The 20494-nt window shown below is 44.7% G+C and carries 19 protein-coding genes and 1 tRNA gene; 9 read left to right on the top strand and 11 right to left on the bottom strand.

Annotated elements, in window-relative coordinates; genetic code table 11:
* Positions 1 to 31 precede the first annotated feature (31 nt).
* The gene (locus VOA_RS04370; protein ID WP_009356103.1) at positions 32 to 886 is read right to left on the bottom strand and encodes a MurR/RpiR family transcriptional regulator; all 855 of its coding nucleotides are present in this window, start codon (positions 884 to 886) and stop codon (positions 32 to 34) included.
* A 470-nt stretch (positions 887 to 1356) separates the two neighbouring features.
* Between VOA_RS04370 and VOA_RS04365 the strand changes: the two genes are divergently transcribed.
* Together VOA_RS04365 and VOA_RS04360 are read left to right on the top strand one after the other, a co-directional pair.
* Positions 1357 to 1444: transfer RNA gene (locus VOA_RS04365), tRNA-Ser, on the top strand.
* A 137-nt stretch (positions 1445 to 1581) separates the two neighbouring features.
* Positions 1582 to 1785 carry a DUF2986 domain-containing protein gene (locus tag VOA_RS04360; protein WP_009356104.1) on the top strand — a complete coding sequence of 68 codons (204 nt, stop codon included), beginning with the start codon at positions 1582 to 1584 and terminating at the stop codon, positions 1783 to 1785.
* On the opposite strand, the gene VOA_RS04355 is transcribed toward VOA_RS04360, so the two are convergent.
* Both VOA_RS04355 and VOA_RS04350 read right to left on the bottom strand, forming a co-directional pair.
* The gene (locus VOA_RS04355; protein WP_000410963.1) at positions 1777 to 2250 is read right to left on the bottom strand and encodes a LabA-like NYN domain-containing protein; all 474 of its coding nucleotides are present in this window, start codon (positions 2248 to 2250) and stop codon (positions 1777 to 1779) included. The genes VOA_RS04360 and VOA_RS04355 overlap by 9 nt on opposite strands.
* A gap of 98 nt (positions 2251 to 2348) precedes the next feature.
* The gene (locus VOA_RS04350; protein ID WP_001076089.1) at positions 2349 to 2564 is read right to left on the bottom strand and encodes a VF530 family DNA-binding protein; all 216 of its coding nucleotides are present in this window, start codon (positions 2562 to 2564) and stop codon (positions 2349 to 2351) included.
* A gap of 420 nt (positions 2565 to 2984) precedes the next feature.
* Here VOA_RS04350 and VOA_RS04345 point away from each other — a divergent pair, with 420 nt between their 5' ends.
* Together VOA_RS04345 and VOA_RS04340 are read left to right on the top strand one after the other, a co-directional pair.
* Positions 2985 to 3425 (top strand): PTS sugar transporter subunit IIA, encoded by a 441-nt coding sequence (locus VOA_RS04345; protein WP_000627279.1) that lies wholly within the window; start codon positions 2985 to 2987, stop codon positions 3423 to 3425.
* An 11-nt stretch (positions 3426 to 3436) separates the two neighbouring features.
* Entirely contained in the window at positions 3437 to 4840 is a 1404-nt protein-coding gene (locus tag VOA_RS04340) for a fructose-specific PTS transporter subunit EIIC (protein WP_000105922.1), read from the top strand.
* Between the two features lie 77 nt (positions 4841 to 4917).
* Here the strand turns inward: VOA_RS04340 and VOA_RS04335 are convergent, their stop codons facing one another.
* Positions 4918 to 6783, bottom strand: coding sequence for a fructose-specific PTS transporter subunit EIIC (locus tag VOA_RS04335; RefSeq protein WP_000355520.1), 1866 nt, complete (start codon positions 6781 to 6783; stop codon positions 4918 to 4920).
* A gap of 229 nt (positions 6784 to 7012) precedes the next feature.
* Here VOA_RS04335 and VOA_RS04330 point away from each other — a divergent pair, with 229 nt between their 5' ends.
* Both VOA_RS04330 and VOA_RS04325 read left to right on the top strand, forming a co-directional pair.
* Complete coding sequence (locus VOA_RS04330; protein ID WP_000706151.1) at positions 7013 to 7312, top strand: PTS fructose transporter subunit IIB; 300 nt, start codon at positions 7013 to 7015, stop codon at positions 7310 to 7312.
* 8 nt (positions 7313 to 7320) lie between these two features.
* Entirely contained in the window at positions 7321 to 8100 is a 780-nt protein-coding gene (locus VOA_RS04325) for a PTS sugar transporter subunit IIA (protein ID WP_000972029.1), read from the top strand.
* Here the strand turns inward: VOA_RS04325 and VOA_RS04320 are convergent.
* Positions 8092 to 8931, bottom strand: a complete 840-nt coding sequence (locus tag VOA_RS04320; RefSeq protein WP_000575419.1) for a helix-turn-helix domain-containing protein — start codon at positions 8929 to 8931, stop codon at positions 8092 to 8094. The genes VOA_RS04325 and VOA_RS04320 overlap by 9 nt on opposite strands.
* A gap of 371 nt (positions 8932 to 9302) precedes the next feature.
* Here VOA_RS04320 and VOA_RS04315 point away from each other — a divergent pair, with 371 nt between their 5' ends.
* Together VOA_RS04315 and manA are read left to right on the top strand one after the other, a co-directional pair.
* The gene (locus VOA_RS04315) at positions 9303 to 11204 is read left to right on the top strand and encodes a fructose-specific PTS transporter subunit EIIC (RefSeq protein WP_000609960.1); all 1902 of its coding nucleotides are present in this window, start codon (positions 9303 to 9305) and stop codon (positions 11202 to 11204) included.
* Between the two features lie 61 nt (positions 11205 to 11265).
* Positions 11266 to 12486 carry a mannose-6-phosphate isomerase, class I gene (gene manA, locus VOA_RS04310; RefSeq protein ID WP_000192147.1) on the top strand — a complete coding sequence of 407 codons (1221 nt, stop codon included), beginning with the start codon at positions 11266 to 11268 and terminating at the stop codon, positions 12484 to 12486.
* Positions 12487 to 12605: 119 nt separating this feature from the next.
* On the opposite strand, the gene VOA_RS04305 is transcribed toward manA, so the two are convergent.
* Positions 12606 to 13058 carry an L-alanine exporter AlaE gene (locus VOA_RS04305; RefSeq protein ID WP_000647490.1) on the bottom strand — a complete coding sequence of 151 codons (453 nt, stop codon included), beginning with the start codon at positions 13056 to 13058 and terminating at the stop codon, positions 12606 to 12608.
* A gap of 444 nt (positions 13059 to 13502) precedes the next feature.
* Complete coding sequence (gene cqsR, locus VOA_RS04300; protein ID WP_032468399.1) at positions 13503 to 15704, bottom strand: hybrid sensor histidine kinase/response regulator CqsR; 2202 nt, start codon at positions 15702 to 15704, stop codon at positions 13503 to 13505.
* A gap of 213 nt (positions 15705 to 15917) precedes the next feature.
* Here cqsR and VOA_RS04295 point away from each other — a divergent pair, with 213 nt between their 5' ends.
* Positions 15918 to 16490, top strand: a complete 573-nt coding sequence (locus VOA_RS04295) for a UPF0149 family protein (protein ID WP_032468400.1) — start codon at positions 15918 to 15920, stop codon at positions 16488 to 16490.
* A gap of 64 nt (positions 16491 to 16554) precedes the next feature.
* Here the strand turns inward: VOA_RS04295 and nadA are convergent, their stop codons facing one another.
* From nadA to tolB, 4 genes are all read right to left on the bottom strand, one after another.
* Positions 16555 to 17616, bottom strand: a complete 1062-nt coding sequence (gene nadA / locus VOA_RS04290) for a quinolinate synthase NadA (protein WP_000018279.1) — start codon at positions 17614 to 17616, stop codon at positions 16555 to 16557.
* A 174-nt stretch (positions 17617 to 17790) separates the two neighbouring features.
* Complete coding sequence (gene ybgF / locus VOA_RS04285) at positions 17791 to 18564, bottom strand: tol-pal system protein YbgF (RefSeq protein WP_000492453.1); 774 nt, start codon at positions 18562 to 18564, stop codon at positions 17791 to 17793.
* A 15-nt stretch (positions 18565 to 18579) separates the two neighbouring features.
* Positions 18580 to 19098 carry a peptidoglycan-associated lipoprotein Pal gene (gene pal, locus VOA_RS04280; protein ID WP_001176617.1) on the bottom strand — a complete coding sequence of 173 codons (519 nt, stop codon included), beginning with the start codon at positions 19096 to 19098 and terminating at the stop codon, positions 18580 to 18582.
* Between the two features lie 31 nt (positions 19099 to 19129).
* Positions 19130 to 20482: a Tol-Pal system beta propeller repeat protein TolB gene (tolB, locus tag VOA_RS04275; RefSeq protein WP_000476463.1), complete on the bottom strand. Its 1353-nt coding sequence runs from the start codon at positions 20480 to 20482 to the stop codon at positions 19130 to 19132.
* Between the last annotated feature and the right edge of the window lie 12 nt (positions 20483 to 20494).

The raw sequence follows: 20494 nt of genomic DNA on the forward strand, positions 1-20494 counted from the left end.
ATTAAAACAACTGACTAGTTTTTATGTTTTATTAACTTTCTTTGAAAATTTGAAAATCATTAAAAGTATCTTCAATTCTTCGGAATCGCTTATCTTTATCGTTGGTTATCGACATTCCCTTTATCAAGGCCTCAATAATAGAAAATCCTGACGTTCGATTATTAAATAATCCGTCGCTATGGCTTTCTGCCGTAAATTGAATATCACTATAAGCAACAAATGGATTAACCTGCTGATCAGTTAGCAGAATTACTTTTCCTCCATTCTGTTTAAACCAACGTACACAACGAATCGTAATGTTGGAAAAACGGTGGTATGAAATGGCAAATAGCGTATCGGCAGGTTCAACATCCACTAATTGATGAGGCAAGGTGGAAGGATCGGCTTTTAGAAAAATCACATCCTTTCTTAAATAACGCGCTAGAAGGTAGAAATAGTTAGCCAATGCTTCTGCTGAGGCACTACCCATAATGTAAAGCTTACCTTGTGGGTTCAGTAAATACTGAATTGCCAAAGAAAAGTCATCAGATTGGAGCAGTTGATAGGTTGATTCAAGATTGGAAAGCATTTCCTGGTAATGATTTTTTATAAGTTCATCATAAGGACTCTGAAGATTAAAGTTACTACAGCGATCAATCGGCGTAGTCAACTCTTGTACTAATTCTTCAGAAACTCTTTTCTTAAATTCTATAAACCCGTCAAAACCTAGTCTATTTAAAAACCGGCCGAGCGTTGCTTTACCAACCCCCATTTGTTGGCAAAGCTCATCCATTTTCGCAAATGGCAGCATGGTGTAATTTTTAATGAAATATTCAATAATCAATTTCTCTGCCGGAGTCATTGATTTTAAATTATTGACATTACTAATAAACACTTGCTTATTCATCATTTTCCCAAAGAGTGAATAATATGGGAGAATTTTCCTATATGTGAAATGCAACCTTCAAGGGAATGTACTTTTCCCATTATTAAACTGTGACCACAGTAAGCAAATAAATTCAAAAGCAACATTTAAAAACAAAATGAACAACATACTGAAACCAACGGATAACAAAGGTGTGTTAACTTAGAACCCCAAACAATTTGGTGTTACAGGTAGGCGGTAAGTGAATAACAAATTTTATCTGAAAAAATTTGCGCAATAGGTGCTTCAAGTAGGAAGGGAATAGTAAAGCATTGCAATTCGAAGTTCGTTCAGGCACGTCCTCTTTGACATCGATATTGATGTGATTTTACCCACTCCAGCTACTTTGTAAGCAAACGCACTCAATGCGCGAGTTTTTTTCGGATTTCTGCTTGACCATCCACAGGAGAATCATTAAATTAGCGCCTCGTTAGCCAAGCGGTTAACGATTCGGTGAGTTGTCCGAGTGGCTGAAGGAGCACGCCTGGAAAGTGTGTATACGGCAACGTATCGAGAGTTCGAATCTCTCACTCACCGCCACATTCATGAAAAAGACGCCTTAGGGCGTCTTTTTTGCTATCTATCTCCAAGCGACTTGGTGTTGCAAGTAGGTGGCAAACTCAAGTCGCAAAGCGATAGCACCTCATCATCCTTTACTCTGTTTCGAGCACAACCCAATGAACCGTAAAAAGAAAATTAATCAAACATTGCAAAAACGCCTTAAAAAGCAACATGCGAAATTGCATCCTAGCAACAAGCCTCGTTATATTTCTAAAGCAGAGCGAGTTAAATTAGCTGCAGAACAAGAAGCGAATACTGATCTCGCTACCAACGATTCAACCCCTGAACAACCCTCGCAGAGCGATGGCACATTACAGTAATAGGCTATGCTCAATCGGGTGAAATTGATTGGCGACATCAATTAAGTTTTGGGCGGTCAGTTTCGGCACACCATACACTTCCACTTTAACCTGAAACCGTTGCTGAATTCTGGTGACCAAAGGCTCAAAATCACCATCACCAGAAACGAGCACCACGGTATCCACTTCTTGAGCTAATTCATAACCATCAAGGGCAATCCCGACATCCCAATCCCCTTTCGCGCTGCCATCACTACGTTGGATAAAAGGTTTCAGCATTACTTCAAAGCCAATCCCTCGTAAAATATGATGAAATTGCCTCTGCTGGGGGTCTTTGCTCGCAATCGCATAAGCATTGGCCTTCACCACAGCACGACCTTGTGTCGCTTGCGACCAAAACTGATTGTAATCAAAGTGCCGACCATAGCGTTCTCGGCAGGTGTAATACACGTTTTGTACATCAACCAGAATGGCAATTTTTTCCATTACTTCCTACTTAGTTATTGTTGATTCAAGAGCCAGCATCGAACCTATTCTACGCCGTTGAGTGCCGCTACAACTACCGCGCCTCGAAAGCATAGGAATTAGCTAAAAGTGGAGATATACAGCGCCTCAACCTTATCGCGAGCCCACTGGGTTTTGCGCAAAAACTTGAGCGACGATTTAATCGATGGGTCGCTGGCAAAGCAATTGATGTTGATGCGCTGATGTAAGCCTTTCCAGCCATAATGCTCCACCAAGCGAGTGACGATTTTTTCTAGGCTTAGGCCGTGCAGCGGGTTATTAACTTGTTGGTTCATTAGATAGTTCTCTGTGAAAATCCGCTCTTTATCAGGCGGTAGATTGGGATAGGCAATTAAGCGGCGCCCCCCTTGATGGCATGAAGCCGCCAATCTTACTTCAGTACCCCTAGCGCTTTCAATTTGTGATAGAGGGTATTTTGGCTCAGTCCGAACAAACGTGACGTTTGGTTAATGCTGCCCAGCGTTGCTTGGTAGGATTTGAGTAATGTGAATCCTCTGGGTTGCTTCTAGAGGATCCGAGTGAAATCAATCGGCCAACAGCGCTGCTACTTCAAGAAGGAAAGATATAGAACGATGAATATCACACTTAATCGTGTGTGGTACAAATCTATAGTGAGTGAATTATTTTTGCTATTTCAGTAAAACTCCACATCCCTTAATTTTAGCTCATCAGTTAAATACTTCATGAGCCAATAAATGATCACCGAACTCACCAACGTCCATTTAATTAAAGGCAATCTTCAAGCAAATAGTAAAAATGAAGTTTTTGCAGAATTGGCACAAATGTTACTTGAGAATAACCGCATCAGTAACAAAGAGGATTTTTTAAACGATATTGAAATACGTGAAAGATTAAGTGTCACCTCAATGGATGGCATCGCCTACCCTCACTCAAAAAGTAAAGCTGTTACAAAACCTGCCATCGCTGTTGGTGTAAAGCGCGAAGGCATCGAGTATGGCGACGAAGAGGGCGTCAAACCGACCGTATTCTTCATGATTGCCTCACCCGATAACGGTGCCGACCACCATATTTATGTTCTTCAAGAATTATTCGGAAAATTTAGCGAAGAGTTTATTGAAGATATTCATAACGCAAAAGACGAACTTCAAATTCTTAATATTTTAATTCAATCATAAGGCGTGAAATTATGAGTACCCTAACCGCTCAAGCTACTAATAATAGTAGCGACTTCAAAAAACTCCTCAGTACCATGAAAGGCCACCTTTTATTTGGCACCTCACATATGTTGCCATTTATTGTTGCTGGCGGCGTATTATTGGCACTTGCGGTAATGGCATCCGGTAAAGGTGCGGTTCCTGCGGACGGTTTATTGGCGGATATTTCCAACATCGGTATTAAAGGTCTGGTGCTGTTCCCCATTATTTTGGGTGGTTTCATCGGTTATTCCATTGCAGACAAACCAGCTCTTGCGCCAGCCATGATCTCTTCTGGCATCATGGCGGACATGGGCGGCGGCTTCCTTGGTTGTATCGTTGCGGGCTTCATTGCCGGTGGCGTGGTATTCCAACTTAAGAAAATCCCGCTTTCTGCCAACATGACGGCGCTCGGCGCGTATTTTATCTACCCTCTACTCGGTACGCTTATCTCTGCAGGTATCGTTCTATGGGGTATCGGTGAACCAATCAAGCTGTTCATGGCTTCGATGAATGAGTTCCTCGCTTCAATGGCGGGCGCATCTAAAGTGGTATTAGGTACAATTCTTGGCGGTATGACGGCATTCGATATGGGTGGCCCAATCAACAAAGTGGCCACGCTATTTGCTCAAACTCAAGTGGATACTCAACCATGGTTGATGGGTGGTGTTGGTATCGCAATCTGTACACCTCCTCTCGGTATGGCACTAGCCACGTTCCTGTTCAAGAAAAAATTCACCAAACAAGAACAAGAAGCGGGTAAAGCAGCCGCAATCATGGGTTCTATCGGCATCTCTGAAGGCGCTATCCCGTTTGCAGCCAACGACCCAATGCGCGTTCTGCCTTCGATTGTGGCGGGTGGTATTGTCGGTTGTGTGTTCGGCTTCCTAACCGATGTTCTATTACACGCACCATGGGGCGGTCTCATCACAGCGCCTGTATCAAGCAACATTCCAATGTACGTTGTGGGTATCGCACTAGGCTCACTAACAACCGCACTTATCGTTGGCTTCTGGAAACCAGTAGCTGAAGAAGAAGCAGAAGATGAAGTTGCTTCGGTTGCACCAACCCTAGCTCAAACAGCGCCAGTAGCTGGCGAAGGCGAGTACGATATCGTTGCTGTCACTTGTTGCCCATCTGGCGTTGCTCACACCTTTATGGCAGCCAAAGCGCTTGAGAAAGCAGGCGCAGCAGCGGGAATCAAGATCAAAGTAGAAACTCAAGGTCAAAACGGTATCCAGAACCGCATCACTGATCTAGATGTCGCCAATGCGAAACTGGTTATCCTCGCTCACGACATCCAAGTGAAAGATGCACACCGTTTTGCCAACGCGAAAGTCATTGAATGCTCGACCAAAGAAGCGATGAAAAAAGCCGCCCAACTTATCCAAGCTTAACCCTTAAGCTCCTCCCCCCCAGAGCCCTTTCCCCTAAAGGGCTCTTTTTCTATCTCATAGTGTAGTGATTCAGAATGTTATCGCTTTATCTGCACCAATCCCGCGGCATTTAAAATCGCGTCTTTCGTTGTCACGTCAATGACTTTAATGTGCTTGAAGCGTTCTGGTTCTTTAATCGCCACATCGTGCGCAAAGATCACCAGCTTCGCTCGTTGCACATCTTTGGCCGTGATTCGATTGATGATGCCGTTGGCGCCTTGTGTTTCTACTTTGATTTTCACTCCCGCCAGACAGGCGGCTTTTTCAAGTGATTTCGCGGCCAAGAAAGTATGCGCCACACCAGAAGGGCACGAAGTGACGGCAAGAATATCGGCTTGGCCTTCCCCCACTACCGAAGAGTATGCCGGTATATCGCCTGGCGAATTCTCGTCTTCATTGACGGTTTTCTTCAGAGCAATGGCGATCAGTGCCGTGGTCATGGCACCAACAATCGTACCGACGATGTAGCCAATTTTTCCATCAACGACAGGAAGCACAATCCAACCACCCCAAGGAGCGTGATTGAGCACTTGAAAGAGAAAACCAATCACGTTACCAACAATACCACCCGCAATAATTGCAGGCAGCACGCGCGCGGGATCCGCCGCGGCAAACGGAATCGCCCCTTCACTGATGCCAATCATACCCATGATGCCCGCCGCTTTTCCGGCTTCACGCTCGTCCCGCTTGAATTTACTTGGTGACAATAAGGTCGCAAGCGCCATCCCCAATGGTGGGGTACAAATGGCAATCCCCACCCCACCCATTAGCCAAGGTTGGGTGTTGACTTGAGTTTGGGCAAAAAGCGTGGCGACTTTATTGATTGGGCCGCCCATGTCAAAGGCAGTCATCGCCCCCAATACCGCTCCGAGCACCACTTTGCCGGAATCGGCCATCGACGCCAAAAATTGATTGAGCCACAGCATACCGCTGGCAATCGGTACGCCGATTAACCACATCACAGCACCACAGGTTACAAACGTCCCCACCAGCGGATAGATGAAGATGGAACCCAGAGAACTCATGCTGTCGGGGAGAGCAATTCTTTTCAGCTGACGAACCACAAAGCCTGCAAAAAAACCCACGATGATCGCGCCAATAAAGCCGGTTTGATATTGGTTTATTGCAACCCAGGTACCAATCATGCCGGGGGCCAAACCGGGTTTATCTGCCATCGAATAAGCGATATAACCACCCAATACCACCGTAAATAGGGTTAAACCGGCAATACCCATTTGAGCGATATCCGCCAACACGCCCTCTTCTGGCACCGCTCCGTGACCAGACATCATCACTGAAAGCGAGAGTAATACCCCACCCGCCACGATAAACGGCATCATGTGAGAGGTACCAAATAATAGATGCTCTTTAACGCGAGCTAAACTTTGTGCCATTGGGCTCAGCGGCTGGTAATCGGCATAATCCATTACCGGTGTAGAGCTTAATGTTGAGTAGTGTGGGTGAATGAAAAGAGCGAGCGCCTGCTCAACACTTTCTGCGGATTTAAGCTGTTCAACAAATCCCTCTTCAATCAATTTACTGGAGATTTGTGCCAATACTTCAATGTGGTGATGATCTTCTCCATCCGGTGATGCCAGCATAAAAAACACATCAGAAAGCTGACCATCTTCTGCACCGTAATCGATCCCTTGGCGGCTAATACCCACGACGACTGCAGGCAACGCCACCGCAGCACTTTTCGCGTGTGGAATGGCAATCCCTTCTTCAAACCCTGTATTTCCGATCTCTTCTCGTCGCCAAATGTCGTTTAAAAATTGCTGCTTATCAGTCAATTTTCCTGCGTTATCGAGTAACTCAACCAGCTCAATCAGAACATCTTCTTTGTTATTGGCTTTCAGATCTAAACAGATGATTTCAGGTTCGATCAGATGGGTAATATCCACAATTGTTTTACCTTACTGTTGTTTGAATTGGCATTGCCATCCCGATGCGCCTCACGTACGCGCGTGGTTAGAGTAACGAGCGATACTCCTTCAAGACACAGGACAAAAGATGCAATAACTGGATTAATGTAACATTCGATTTGAACTGTGAACTGGGTCTTGGCCGAAAACGGAGTATTTGCCAAGCGCTATGTTACTATCGCCGCAAAAATAACAATGAGGGATTTCCATGAAAATTGTTGCGGTCACCGCCTGCCCAACGGGCATTGCTCATACTTATATGGCGGCCGATGCTTTGACCAAAGCCGCACCAAAGTACAATGTGCAGATCAAAGTGGAAACTCAAGGTGCGATGGGTATCGAGAATCCTCTCACGCCTTATGACCTCTCTCATGCCGATAAGGTGTTGATCGTCTCCGATATCGACATCGAACAGCCTGCACGATTTGAAGGGATGAAGGTGGTGAAGCTCTCGATCGAAGAAGTGCTACTCAATGTCGATAAAGTCTTTCTCGCCCACTGCCGCTGATCCTTGGCATGATGCATGAATTCCAAGTCACCTTCTTGGTGAATGATGTGAATGCCAGCGCCCATGTTGCCCAACCGCTGTCTCGCGTTGCGCGTAAGTTCAAAAGTACCCTGCACATCATCAACATCACCCGAAACCGCAGTGCTGAACTCACTAAATCTCTCGCAGTATTGCAGGTGGGGTTACAAGAAGGCGATTTATGCCAAATCACTGCCATCGGCATTGATGCTGAACTCGCCTGTTTCGTGATTAAAGACATGCTTTCTGCGCATTACACTGTCGTGGGCTCCAAGATCAACTATGAGTTCTCTAGCCTGTTCGCCGAGCGCCTGCCACAAATATGCCCGCCGAGTGAGGTCAAATGGCACTATGCCAAAGCCCATACCGAACTTACCAAATTTGAGTGTTTGAAAGGGTTAGCGCAACTGATCTACCCCATTTCACCCGATGAGTTGATTTTGGCTTTTATCAAACGTGAAGAACGCTCTTCCACCTGCGTAGCGCCCGGGATTGCGATTCCCCATGTGATGTTTGCAAACATAGAACACATTGCGGTTGCCGTTATTAAGAATGATGAGGCGATGGACTGGGCCTCTCAAATGGGAGAGGTACATTTAGCGATTGCTTTGGTGATGCCGAGTAAGCCCAATCGAGAGCAAATCATTACCGCAACCAACCTGACCCGAAATTTACTGTGCGATCAAATGGTGGAACGTCTACTGCTGACACGCAGTGGCGTTGATTTACAAGCTCTGCTGATGTACGCGATGTCACGCCTGTTAAATTGAAGCGCGATAATCCGTTGGTGTACGGCCTGTACGATTTTTGAAAACGCGGCAGAAGTAATTCACATCTTTAAACCCACAGCGTAGCGACACTTCATTGAGCTTAAAATTGTACTTTTTCAGCATAAATTTTGCTCTATCAACCCTGACCCACGTAATGTAATCGGCCAAGGTCATATGCCCTTGCTGACGAAACAGTCTCGATAAATGGTTGGCAGAGATACTAAAACGCGAAGCAATACTCTCTCGCGTGATCGGGCGGTGAAAATTCTCTTGGATATAGATACAGATCCCTTGGTAGAGATCCTGCACTCGGTTTTGTGGCTGCTCTGTCGGCGCATTCAACATCGTCTGGGTATATTGAAGGAGAGCTTGCAGCAACAGCTCATCCATCGGCTTTTTATGATTCTCACGCGCCAATGAGCTGAGCGCTTCTAAGATGTTATCAATAGCAAACCCTGAGCGCGTTTGGATACTGTGCTTTTGAATATCATAAAAGTTGGCTTCGCCTTTGCGCTTACTGACAAAACTCAGTCCTAGTTGGCGGCGTCCAAATAACATGCTCAACACTGAGCAATCGGTATCCCAGTTCGGTTTATTCCAACAGTTAGCTGGAATAAAAATCGCATCTCCGGCTTTGGCAATTATTTTCGTGACTTTACGGTCATGACTTTCCATTTCATTTATATACTCTCCACCTAAGACCAATTCTAAGCGTGGAAAATTCACCTGATAGCTGAATTCAGGCGGTGTATGAAAATCACCCGCAAACCAAATATGATGAAATGATTCACGCTCATTAAGCACCGAGGAAATCAAATCATCAAATATCATATGCAAACTCTCACTTCGTCATCGCACTTTTATTAACGTCAGGTATACCCCGAATGCCATTGAGTCTCTTTGAGCAACATCACACTCAAGCCAGAATGGTACAATAATCCAGTTTTAACACCAATTCTCTAGCACAAATCTCCACCACGAATAACAACAAACACATTATAAACAAATGAAAATTAATGAATTAATCCTATACTCATTACTTAAAATTGGCCTTACTACCCCAACAGACGCTACGAGATCTAAATCACACCAAACCAATAGCGTTACAATCCTCCAGTGAATGTTTTATTTCTGCACTAATAAGAAAAATAAAAAAATTAAAGAATAACTCTGACATAAAAATAAAATGTACAGAGGTCTCTATGATCAACCAATTGATTAATGCCGATTTAATTCAGCTTGATCTGCAAGCGAATTCCAAACAAGCCGTATTTGAAGAACTGATAAATATCCTACATGCCCAAGGGCGAATTTCAGATAAAGCGGCATTCTTAAAAGATATTCAAGCTCGTGAAGAGTTAGGTAATACCGGATTTGAAGATGGTGTCGCTATTCCGCATGCTAAAAGTGCAGCTGTGACTCAACCAGCTGTTGCAATTGGTGTCAGCCGAAAGGGTATCGACTATGGCGCAGAAGATGGTTTGCCTTCCAAGCTTTTTTTCATGATCGCCTCCCCTGACGGCGGCGATAACCACCACATTGAAGTGTTGGCCGAACTCTCTTCCAAACTGATTGAAGAAGGTTTTATCGAGGCTTTTCTCAACACGAAAAACTCAGAACAAGCACTAGAATTACTGCTGAAAAAATCCGCGCCTACACCTCTTGCAAACCAAGCAGAAAGCAAAGGGCTGATTATCGGTGTTACCGGTTGCCCAGCGGGTATTGCTCACACTTACCTTGCGGCTGAAGCACTGGAAAAAGGCGCGGCGACTTTGGGTTTTGAGATCAAAGTGGAAACCAATGGCTCGATTGGGGTGAAAAACAGCCCAAGCACGGAAGAAATTGAACGCGCTGAAGCAATTGTGGTCGCCTGTGATAAACAAGTCGACATGGCACGTTTTGCCGGCAAACGCCTCATCAAAACAAATGTGAAAGCGCCAATTCGTGATGCACAAAAGCTAATTAATGAAGCGTTAAGGGCGCCAACTTATCAAGCTGAAACGGTTAAGGCTCAATCGGTGGCAAACAAAGCCTCACAAGCTCGCTCGGATTTGTATCGCTTTTTGATGAATGGCGTTTCGCACATGATCCCATTTGTGGTAACCGGCGGCCTTTTAATTGCACTAGCTCTCGCGGTGGGTGGTGAGCCAACTGAAGCGGGCATGGCCATTCCTGCGGGCAGTATGTGGAACCAAATCCTTGAAGTGGGCGTAGTGGCCTTTACCTTGATGATTCCCATCCTTGCCGGCTACATCGCCTACGCTATTGCCGATCGCCCTGCGCTCGCTCCCGGTTTGATTGGTGGCTGGATTGCTAACAACGGCTCTTTTTATGGAGCCGACGCAGGTACAGGGTTTATCGGTGCCATCATCGCGGGTCTCTTGGTCGGTTATTTCGTGAAGTGGATTACTTCCATTAACTATCACAAGTTTATCCAACCCCTAGTGCCGATCATGATCGCGCCGATCACGGCATCGCTGTTCATCGCTGGTCTGTTCATTTTCGTTATTGGCGCTCCCATTGCGAGCCTGATGGATGGCCTCACTGCTCTACTAACTAGCATGAGTTCCGGCAACGTTATTCTGCTCGGCATCGTACTCGGTGGCATGGCAGGCTTTGATATGGGAGGCCCATTCAACAAAGTCGCTTTCCTATTCTCTGTAGGCATGATTGCCAGCGGCCAAACTCAATTTATGGGTGCGATGGCCTGTGCGATTCCCGTTGCACCACTCGGTATGGCACTCGCAACAGCGATGGGCCGTAAGCTCGAACTGTTTGAGTCTTCTGAGCTTGAAGCGGGTAAAGCCGCAGGCGCGATGGGCTTAGTCGGTATCTCTGAAGGCGCCATTCCTTTTGCGGCGCAAGACCCAATGTCAGTCATTCCAGCCAACGTGTTGGGCTCTATGGTTGCCGCTGTCATGGCATTCTCTTTTGGCATCACCAACAGTGTGGCTCACGGTGGCCCCGTAGTCGCCCTACTTGGCGCAATGAACTACCCACTGCTTGCCCTACTTTGTATGGCAGCTGGCGCGGGTGTTACTGCCATCACCTGTGTGACGCTCAAAAAAATCCGCTCACAAAAGTTTGAAGCCGCTGCGGCTTAATTCTCCCTTCCTCGCTATGGCTTGAGGTTCCACTCAAGCCATCTTTCTAACGGTGACGACAATGACTCAGATTCCGACTCTGGATACAGCCCTATCAGAGGCAGTATTCTTCCCGATGACCAACCCTATCCAAAACTACGCATGGGGCAGTAAAACCGCTTTGCAGCAGTTGTTTGATCTCGAAAATCCAACCCATGAACCCCAAGCAGAGCTATGGATGGGCGCTCATCCTAATGGCTGCTCCGGTATCGCCATTAACGGAAAAATCGTTCAACTTTCCGACTTTATTGCGCAAAATCCAAACTTGATTTTGGGTGAATATACCGCGCGGCAGTTCGGCGAACTCCCTTATTTGTTTAAAATTTTGGCGGCGGAAAATGCCCTTTCCATTCAGGTCCATCCGAACAAACAACAAGCAGAGCGAGGCTTCGCCCAAGAGGAACAATTAGGCATTGCTCTCACAGCTGCCCACCGAAATTACAAAGACCCAAACCACAAACCGGAGTTGGTTTATGCGCTCACCGAATACCAAGCCATGAATGGCTTTCGTGCCAATCAGGAAATCCTTAACTACTTTATTGAGTTATCGGTAGATGAACTCCAGCCGCTCGTTGACGCATTCCAATCCAATCCGACAGAACAAGGGCTCAGAGACTTTTTCTCAGGGCTACTCTCATTACAGGGGGAGGACAAAAACCGTGCGCTTGAAGCATTGATAGCTCAAGCTAAGCAGATTGATCTGCCACTTTTTCAGTTGATCGTCGAATTGGAAAAACAATATCCCGATGATATTGGTTTATTCGCCCCTCTGATGCTCAATGTGATTACCTTACAACCGGGTGAAGCGATGTTTTTAGACGCAGAAACGCCGCACGCGTATTTGCACGGAACGGGTCTTGAGATTATGGCCAACTCAGACAATGTGCTACGCGCAGGCCTGACCCCAAAATTCATGGATATGAATGAATTGGTGGCATGTACTCAATTCAAACATAAGCCACTTGAACAACTACGCCTTAAGCCTGAGATAATTGAGGGAAGTGAACAGTACCCGATCCCAGTTGCCGATTTTAAATTTGCCATCATCCCACCTACGGCTCAGCAAGCCATTAGCGTTCAGAGTGCAGAAATTGTGCTGCCTCTCGATTCTTCAATGATATTGCGACATGCAAATGGTGAGCAATGCCTTGTACGAAAAGGACAATCTGTCTTTATTCCGGCTTATGCTGAGCAATACACCATTGAGTGTGATGGTCGTGTAGCAAGAGCTTTTAGCGCCTAGTATTAGCCTAAAAGGCCAGTTTCACTTATTCCCTAGATCTGATTGCTCGATTTAGGGTAATAACTGAAATTGGCCAAATAAAATGGAAGGGCAGTTAACGGGACAAATGTTTAACCGTATTAACCCTCAGATACTGTATAGCCGGGAACTTTAAACCAACGGCGGCACATATCGAGGAAATAGCCGTACAACACTCCCATTCCGCAAGACACCAGTGCGTTAGTAGCCACAGCAGTAATGATTTGATCGGTAGAAGCGCCTACGATGAAGAGAATGGCGGCATAAACCGGTGATTGAAAGAGAACGTAAGCCACGAGATCGGAGAGATTCTTCATCCAACCGGTTGGGGAAATTTTGCGCCCTTGGCGAAGAACATAATCTCTAAATACACCATACGGCCAAGCAATCGCAATATTAACGGGAATGGAAAGGGTTCGGGAAGCGAGTGATTGCTGAAAGGTCATTCCTGACACAAAGATCTCAATAATCATGCCAGTTACAAAACAAAAGACAACCATCGCAAAAGTATCAGCCGCTGCATGACGAATACAAAACGGACCACGAGCTTTCATTTACATCCCCTATAAAATATATCACTACGATTTAGCCACCAAAGCCAGACATGGAGCTGCTATAAATCCAAATTAGCAGTTTATGACTCTATTAAATCACACAATTTTTAGTTTTAGGCTTCGTTTTTAAACAAGGGAAGTAAATAAAAAACCAAAAAATGAAAGCAAACTAGCATCTCAAGCTAGTTTTCGGCTTTTATCGTAAAAACATCGGTTGGTAAGATTATTTTTTGTAATTTAATTACATTAACGTGGGAAATAAACCGCTATATGTCTCATACTTGAAGCGACAAGTAGTATTGGTTATGGGTTATGTTCGTCCCCCACAGGCACAAAGCCCGTCTATACTCACGGGGATAAACTCACGGCCTCTACCAGCAACTCCAAAATAGATGGGGTATAGCACCCACCGCAGTTGTCTGTTAAAGCAAGGTTCTTTGGCTATCAATCAGCCAGTTCGGATAAGCACTCTGGATGGAATTGATAGAGACGCTCATGATGTTGTTCAAGAGCCAAATCCAACTCATGCTCAGCAATAGGTTTCGCGATAATGTCATCGGCTCCCGCTGAAAGCATTCGATCACGAGTTTCCTTGAACACATCAGCAGTACAACCAAATAAAAGAATATTGGATTGAGGGAACGATAATTGGCGAATTTCCCGAGTCGCCTGAATACCGTCTTTCAATGGCATATGATTATCCATCAATACCAAATCATATTGATGTTTCTGTAGAGCTAAAATAGCCTGTTCACCGTCCGTAACACTATGACATTCAAAGCCTTTATTACGCATGAAGGCTTCAAGAATCATAATGTTCGTACGGTTATCTTCCACGATCAACGCTCGCAAACCAGGGTACGTTTTGGCTTTTATCGGCTTATACTCTTCTTTGATAGGTTCGGTGATCGCCAACTTAACCCTGACTTCAAAACAGGTTCCTCGCCCCACCTCACTCTGTACTGAAACCGTACCATTCATCAACGCAGCAATCTGTTTGACAATCGCAAGCCCTAAGCCAGTGCCTCCAAAACGGCGTGTTGTGTGCGACTCAGCTTGTTCAAACGGTTGAAAGATTCGACCAAGAGCCTCTTTCGCAATACCAATCCCACTGTCTTGGACTTTAATGATTAAGTAATGCCCTTCTTGGGTTGCTTCTTCCGCCAAACCAATAGTAACAAAACCCCTTTCTGTAAATTTCACCGCATTGCTCAGTAAATTGAAGATGATCTGCCGCAAGCGTGCTTTATCACCATAGTACCAACGAGTGTCAGTAATTTCAGAGTTCAGATGAAATTTAAGCCCCTTTTCAAAACAAAGACTTGAGTAAATACTTTTGATACTACCAATGATGGATCGCAGTGGAAAAGAACTGTAATCCAGCTCGAACTTACCTTGCTCAATTTTTGAATAATCTAATATCTCATTGAGCAAAGTCATCATGTGCTCTCCCGACTCATAGAGACTGGTGAGATGCTGCCGCTGTTTTGCGGTGAGTTCATCTTTGAGTAATATCTGAGCGGTGCCGAGAACCCCATTCATCGGCGTACGTATTTCGTGAGAAAGCGTTGCCAGAAATGCGCTTTTAGCCTTCGTTGAGGCCTGTGCTTTTACTTTCTCCACTTCTAAATTAATGGTTTTCTGATTAAAAGTATCAATGAGATGACGGATCTCATCTTGGGATTTGTAACGTATATCAATGATTTCTCCCTCTCTCGACTCATTGACCTTTTTAGCAATCATCACTATCGGACGAATCCAATAATGATTAATCAAGAAATAGCCAACCATGACGCACAATAAAAGGATTGGCATCAAGCGCTTCTCTATATTGATGATTAAATTGAAAATGATTTCATCAATATGGTGAGTGGCATTGACCACTTCAATCTGCCAGTTAAACTCACCAAAATTGTAATAACTGACTAATGCATTTTCATAGATACGAAAATTATGTGAAACAATATCAACACCAAAGGCATCTTTAAGATTTACCCCAAGATTGTATTGTTCCGCAGTTTCAGCAACGAACTTAATCAAACCTTCCAACGATAAATCCACTGTTGCAACACCCGCAAACACACCATTGCGGTAATAAGGTGTGGAGACAGTAATCATCTCAACCTGTGTATAAGCATCAATATACACTGGTGACCAAAAATACAGCCCTTCCTTTTCATTTTCGGCAGCGAGATACCAACTCTCTTTATCATATCCCCCTGCTTGAGGATTATTCCAAGAGATTAATTGATCGATCTGACCATCCACCGCTTTGTTGAAAAACAAACTGTCATAGCGTTGCTGAACCATAGGAGCTAAATCTGGATTCGGCCATAGCCCGCCACTGATTATTACCCCTCCGACAACAGAAAAGAGCGAACGTAACATTCGCTCCTGCTCTTCTTTATCCAACGCACTCTTACCGATACTGGTGACACTTTGCAAAACCCCAATCGAATTATTCAATGGTTCACGGATTTGGGTGGCCAACAATTCTGCCCGAAGTGACAAATTGTTTTTCAGCTCTTTTCGAAAAGGAACTTCCAATCCCCAATAGCTTAGCGTCCCTACAATGGCGAGGAAAAAGGCTAAGTAAATAGTGAGCGCAATTATACTTTTCTTTTTGAGCGAGGAACGGATAGCCATAACCAACTGAATTACTTTTTGTTTACAAAAATTATAGCGAAAGAATTTCATCCAGCGCTGTTTTATGAGCAATTTTGCATCGAGTTTCGCACTATCTAACACTCTAACTTTCCGAAAAGAGACTTTGTCTCTCACTCAGTTAACAAGCGGATGCTCTTACCCCTCTTTCCAGATAGAATTACCACACTGATTTTTATTGAGCACCAGAACTTCATGCAAACTTTAAACGACATCCTGCTGCTGCCGGAATTAGAAGATAAATTACTCAACCAAGCTAAAACCGTAGGTTTTGTTACGGCAATGGCATGTTGTCCCAATGTGTTACCTCCCGAAGAATGGCTGCCATTCTTATGGGGCGGTGAAGAAGTCGCCCCATTCTCCAATCCAGAACAATTAGAAAACTACTTCCAGCACATCATTTCTCTGTGGAATGAAACAAGGCCACAACTGCTTGAAGGTGATTGGCAATGGCCAACTGGATATTTATTAGATGAAGCAGAGATCGTGAACCAAAACGTTCGTGATTTCTGTGAAGGGATGCTCCAAGGCTGGCAGTTGGCACGTGATGACTGGGAAGTTCTGATGCCCGAGAATAGCTCAGATAATACTCTGCTTGGCGGAGTGCTACTTTCTTTAAGCATGCTCTACGATCCTGAAACATCGATCGCAACGCTTTACGATCAAGGTTTCACAGGATTGGAGCAATTTGCTGAAATCTATAATGCCATTCCGGTTATGTTATGTGGCATAACACAACGCGGGGTCAATTTAGCTGAAGCTCAATAAGTTAACACAAGCTGCAAGCAATCGATTGACAGAAAAATGCCCATCAAATGATGGGCATTCGTAATTATGCATTCCCTTTAACTTTCATATTCAGTTGCTCGGCAAAATTTAACATGCGGTTAAGAGGTATCAAAGACTTAACTCGAAGCGCTTCATCAACAAAGATTTCGTGCTCTTTATTACCATCACGCAATGCTTTAGCAATCGCTTTCAAACCATTCATCGCCATCCAAGGGCAATGAGCACAACTGCGACATGTGGCTCCAGCACCTGCCGTAGGCGCTTCAATCAGCTCTTTATCCGGCACCATTTGCTGCATTTTAAAGAAGATGCCTTTATCCGTAGCCACAATCATCTTCTTCTGTGGTAAAGCTTTCGCTGCTTTAATCAACTGGCTTGTAGAACCCACAGCATCGGCTAACTCAACCACACTCGATGGTGATTCTGGATGTACGAGAATCGCAGCATCAGGATAAAGTGCCTTCATCTTACGCAATGCATCAGCAGAAAACTCATCATGCACAACGCACTCACCTTGCCATAACAACATCTCAGCGCCAGTTTTGTTGGCAATATAAGAACCTAAATGACGGTCTGGGCCCCAAATAATCGGTTTTCCTTCAGCATCAAGGTGCTCCACAATTTCCAAAGCAATACTCGATGTCACCACCCAATCCGCACGCGCTTTGACCGCAGCAGAGGTGTTAGCATACACAACCACAGTATGGTCAGGATGCGCATCACAAAATTCGGTGAACTTATCGGCAGGACAGCCCAGATCTAATGAGCATTCAGCTTCTAATGTTGGCATCAAAATACGCTTTTCAGGGGTAAGAATTTTGGCCGATTCCCCCATGAAACGGACACCAGCAATAATCAAAGTTTGTGCTGAATGACGATTGCCAAACTTGGCCATTTCCAGAGAATCACCAACAAAACCGCCAGTGGCTTCGGCAAGTGCTTGGATTTCAGGATCCGTATAATAATGAGCAATCAACACTGCATCTTTTTTAACTAGCAGTTGTTTTATCTCAGCGATATAAGCTTGTTTTTCCTCATTCGTAAGATGAATAGGCTTAGGGGGAAAAGGGTAAACCGTATTTATAGTATCGAGTATGTGGCTCATTGCTCTTGCTCTGCACAACTTCCATAGACGGCGCATTGTACACCCTAGAAAGCTGCAAGCAAAATTGAAAGCCCATACACAACGATGTCAAAAAGTACCTAAGAATGCATTTTTGTCAGCTAACAAAAATAGCGCATCCTGAAACAAAAAGAGCCGCATAAGCAGCTCTTGTATTTACTTCAGACTTTCTTTTGCAATCTTGGCAGAAGCACTGTCTGGATATTCATCAATAGCTTGCTGATAAAATTTGCGCGCCTGCTCTGCGTTATTGTTACGCTTTGCTATATCACCCAGTTTGACTAATGCATCCGCTCGTTTATTAGAATCTTGCTGGGAAACAACTGCAATAAAGCTTTTCGCTGCATCTTTATCTTCTTTCTTTGCAAAATAGAGCTGACCTAACCAGTAGTGTGAATTGGCAGTGAAGGTCGAATTAGGGTAGTCGGCCTGAAACTTTTTAAACGCAGCGATCGCACCTGCGTAATCGCGTTTCTTGAGGATCAAGTCCACGGCATTTTGATAAGCAGCTTGCTCATTTGCATCACTACTAAATGTACCTTGTGCAGCATCATCATTGCTGCTCGAAGGGATTTGACTTGCGGTTGAAGGTGTCTTGATCTCACCACGCAAACGATCAAGCTCTACAAACAACTCACGTTGACGCTGCAACATCTGTTGCATGTCGTAGTTATTTTTTTCAATTTGACCCCGTAATTCATTGACCTCTAGAGCCATATCATCAAGTTGCTTTTGCATTTGCAACTGCATGAGATTACGGTTTTCAAGCAAACGTTCTAGACGTTCAATTTCAGAATTCCGCGATCCACTCGCAGAACCACCGGATCCGTTGCTACTTAAATCAGATACTGGAGCGGGTGCAGCGAGCGCATAGCTCGCTGCACTTGCCAGTAACATCAGCATCACAACGTGCTTTAAGTTACTGAACATGAGGCATCACCTCAATTAGTAAACCAGAACTGCACGACGGTTTTTCGCGTACGCTTCGTCTGATTGACCTAATACTAGAGGTTTCTCTTCGCCGTAGCTAACGATAGAAACTTGATCAGCTTGAACACCCAGAGCTTCTAAGTATTTAGCAACTGCTTGAGCACGACGCTCACCCAGTGCAATGTTGTACTCTGGAGTACCGCGCTCATCAGCATGACCTTCGATAGTCACTTTCAGGCTTGGGTTTTTAACTAGGTACGCAGCGTGAGCCGCTAGCATTGCTTCGTAGTCGCTCGCGATAGTTGCGTTATCGAATGCGAAGTAGATAGTTTGGTTTTCACGCAGAGCTTGTTCTTTCAGTTCTTGCTCAGTCAGTTGACCTTGTGCGTTCAGAGCATTTGAATCAACAGTAGAAACAGCAGACTGGTTAGTTTCTGAACCTGAGTTTGCAGCGTCATTGCTTGAACTACAAGCAGTAACTGCTAAAACTGGTAGCGCAATCATTAGCCCTTTAAGAACTTTGTTAAGTTGCATTTCTTATTCCTTTCTATTAAATAGTTACTTGTTATAAAAACGGAGACCATGCTGGTGCACGTACGCGCCCATTGGTTGCCGGTAGTCTTGCTTTAAAGCGTCCATCAATGGAAACCATCGACAAAACGTTGGCCTTATTGTAGATGGAGCTGTAAATCACCATACCACCATTCGGCGCAATACTTGGGGACTCATCTAACAAGGTTTTTGTTAGAATCTGCAATGCCCCTGTTTCTAAATCCTGCTTCGCGAGATTAAAGCCGGAATCACTACGATTCACCATCACCAAGAATTTACCATCAGGTGTAATTTGACCACCTAAGTTTTGGCTACCTTGCCATGTTAAACGTTTGGTTTCACCGCTGGTTAAATTTACTTGATAAATCTGTGGCTTACCACCTCGATCTGAGGTGAAAATTAATGATTTACCATCTGGATGCCAGAAAGGCTCGGTGTTGTTTGATCGGCCACTGGTAACTTCTTTTAAGCGACGAGTTGCCAGATCCATCGTGTAGACCTGTAAATTACCAGTTTTTGATAAAACCAGCGCTAGCGTTTTACCATCTGGTGAGAATCTAGGCGCACCATTATGACGTGGGAATGATGTCAGCTTTTCACGCTGCCCAGAATAAATGTTCATCATGTAAATTTCGGCTTGCCCGTTTTGAAAACTGACGTAAGCAAGCGTCTGGCCGTCTGGTGACCAAGCGGGCGACATGAGTGGTTGTTTGGAGCGCAAAACCAAACGCTCATTGTAGCCATCATAGTCTGCAATTCTCAGTTGGTAAGGATATGGGTCCTTATCATTAACAACAACGTAAGCAACACGCGTTAAAAATGCACCGCGTTCACCAGTAAGCTCTTCATAGACGAGATCAGCGATACGGTGTGCATACTCGCGCAGGCGTGAAGCAGGAACTGTCGCCACTTTATTGAAAAGAACATGATCTTTAGATAACACCAGCTGACCATCTTGAGACAAGGCTTTACTCTGCCCTTGAGTAAGTTGACCACGCACAATATCCACTAACTGATAGCTAATAACATAACTACCTTCTGCATTTTGCGTGATGGTGCCAGTCAATAATGAATCAACACCGAGTGATGTCCATTTTCCAAAATCAATTTGCTCTTCACTGTACGGTGTTTGTGGCATTTTACTTGTCGGCACAGGGCTAAATTTGCCACTGCGCTGTAAATCAGAAGCAATCACCGCAGAAACGTCTTCAGGTAATTTTGTGGCGCCTTCCCATTTGAAAGGAACAATAGCAATCGGACGTGCCGAATCAATACCGTCAGTGATCACTAGTTCTAATGCAGCATTCGCTACATTGGTAAAACCAGTGCCTATGAGCATCAAAACAAAAATTAATCGCTTAAACACAAGCCTTCCCTT

Source organism: Vibrio sp. RC586 (assembly GCF_000176715.1).
Lineage (GTDB): Bacteria > Pseudomonadota > Gammaproteobacteria > Enterobacterales > Vibrionaceae > Vibrio.

What these genes read in the sequence shown, in the direction of transcription:
- VOA_RS04325 (WP_000972029.1), top strand. Translation starts at nt 7,321, where the DNA reads ATGATGCATGAATTCCAAGTCACCTTCTTGGTGAATGATGTGAATGCC.
- ybgF (WP_000492453.1), bottom strand. Translation starts at nt 18,564, where the DNA reads ATGTTCAGTAACTTAAAGCACGTTGTGATGCTGATGTTACTGGCAAGT.
- cqsR (WP_032468399.1), bottom strand. Translation starts at nt 15,704, where the DNA reads ATGGCTATCCGTTCCTCGCTCAAAAAGAAAAGTATAATTGCGCTCACT.
- VOA_RS04340 (WP_000105922.1), top strand. Translation starts at nt 3,437, where the DNA reads ATGAGTACCCTAACCGCTCAAGCTACTAATAATAGTAGCGACTTCAAA.
- VOA_RS04295 (WP_032468400.1), top strand. Translation starts at nt 15,918, where the DNA reads ATGCAAACTTTAAACGACATCCTGCTGCTGCCGGAATTAGAAGATAAA.
- VOA_RS04355 (WP_000410963.1), bottom strand. Translation starts at nt 2,250, where the DNA reads ATGGAAAAAATTGCCATTCTGGTTGATGTACAAAACGTGTATTACACC.
- manA (WP_000192147.1), top strand. Translation starts at nt 11,266, where the DNA reads ATGACTCAGATTCCGACTCTGGATACAGCCCTATCAGAGGCAGTATTC.
- VOA_RS04370 (WP_009356103.1), bottom strand. Translation starts at nt 886, where the DNA reads ATGAATAAGCAAGTGTTTATTAGTAATGTCAATAATTTAAAATCAATG.
- nadA (WP_000018279.1), bottom strand. Translation starts at nt 17,616, where the DNA reads ATGAGCCACATACTCGATACTATAAATACGGTTTACCCTTTTCCCCCT.
- VOA_RS04330 (WP_000706151.1), top strand. Translation starts at nt 7,013, where the DNA reads ATGAAAATTGTTGCGGTCACCGCCTGCCCAACGGGCATTGCTCATACT.
- VOA_RS04305 (WP_000647490.1), bottom strand. Translation starts at nt 13,058, where the DNA reads ATGAAAGCTCGTGGTCCGTTTTGTATTCGTCATGCAGCGGCTGATACT.
- pal (WP_001176617.1), bottom strand. Translation starts at nt 19,098, where the DNA reads ATGCAACTTAACAAAGTTCTTAAAGGGCTAATGATTGCGCTACCAGTT.
- VOA_RS04315 (WP_000609960.1), top strand. Translation starts at nt 9,303, where the DNA reads ATGATCAACCAATTGATTAATGCCGATTTAATTCAGCTTGATCTGCAA.
- VOA_RS04350 (WP_001076089.1), bottom strand. Translation starts at nt 2,564, where the DNA reads ATGAACCAACAAGTTAATAACCCGCTGCACGGCCTAAGCCTAGAAAAA.
- VOA_RS04320 (WP_000575419.1), bottom strand. Translation starts at nt 8,931, where the DNA reads ATGATATTTGATGATTTGATTTCCTCGGTGCTTAATGAGCGTGAATCA.
- VOA_RS04360 (WP_009356104.1), top strand. Translation starts at nt 1,582, where the DNA reads ATGAACCGTAAAAAGAAAATTAATCAAACATTGCAAAAACGCCTTAAA.
- VOA_RS04345 (WP_000627279.1), top strand. Translation starts at nt 2,985, where the DNA reads ATGATCACCGAACTCACCAACGTCCATTTAATTAAAGGCAATCTTCAA.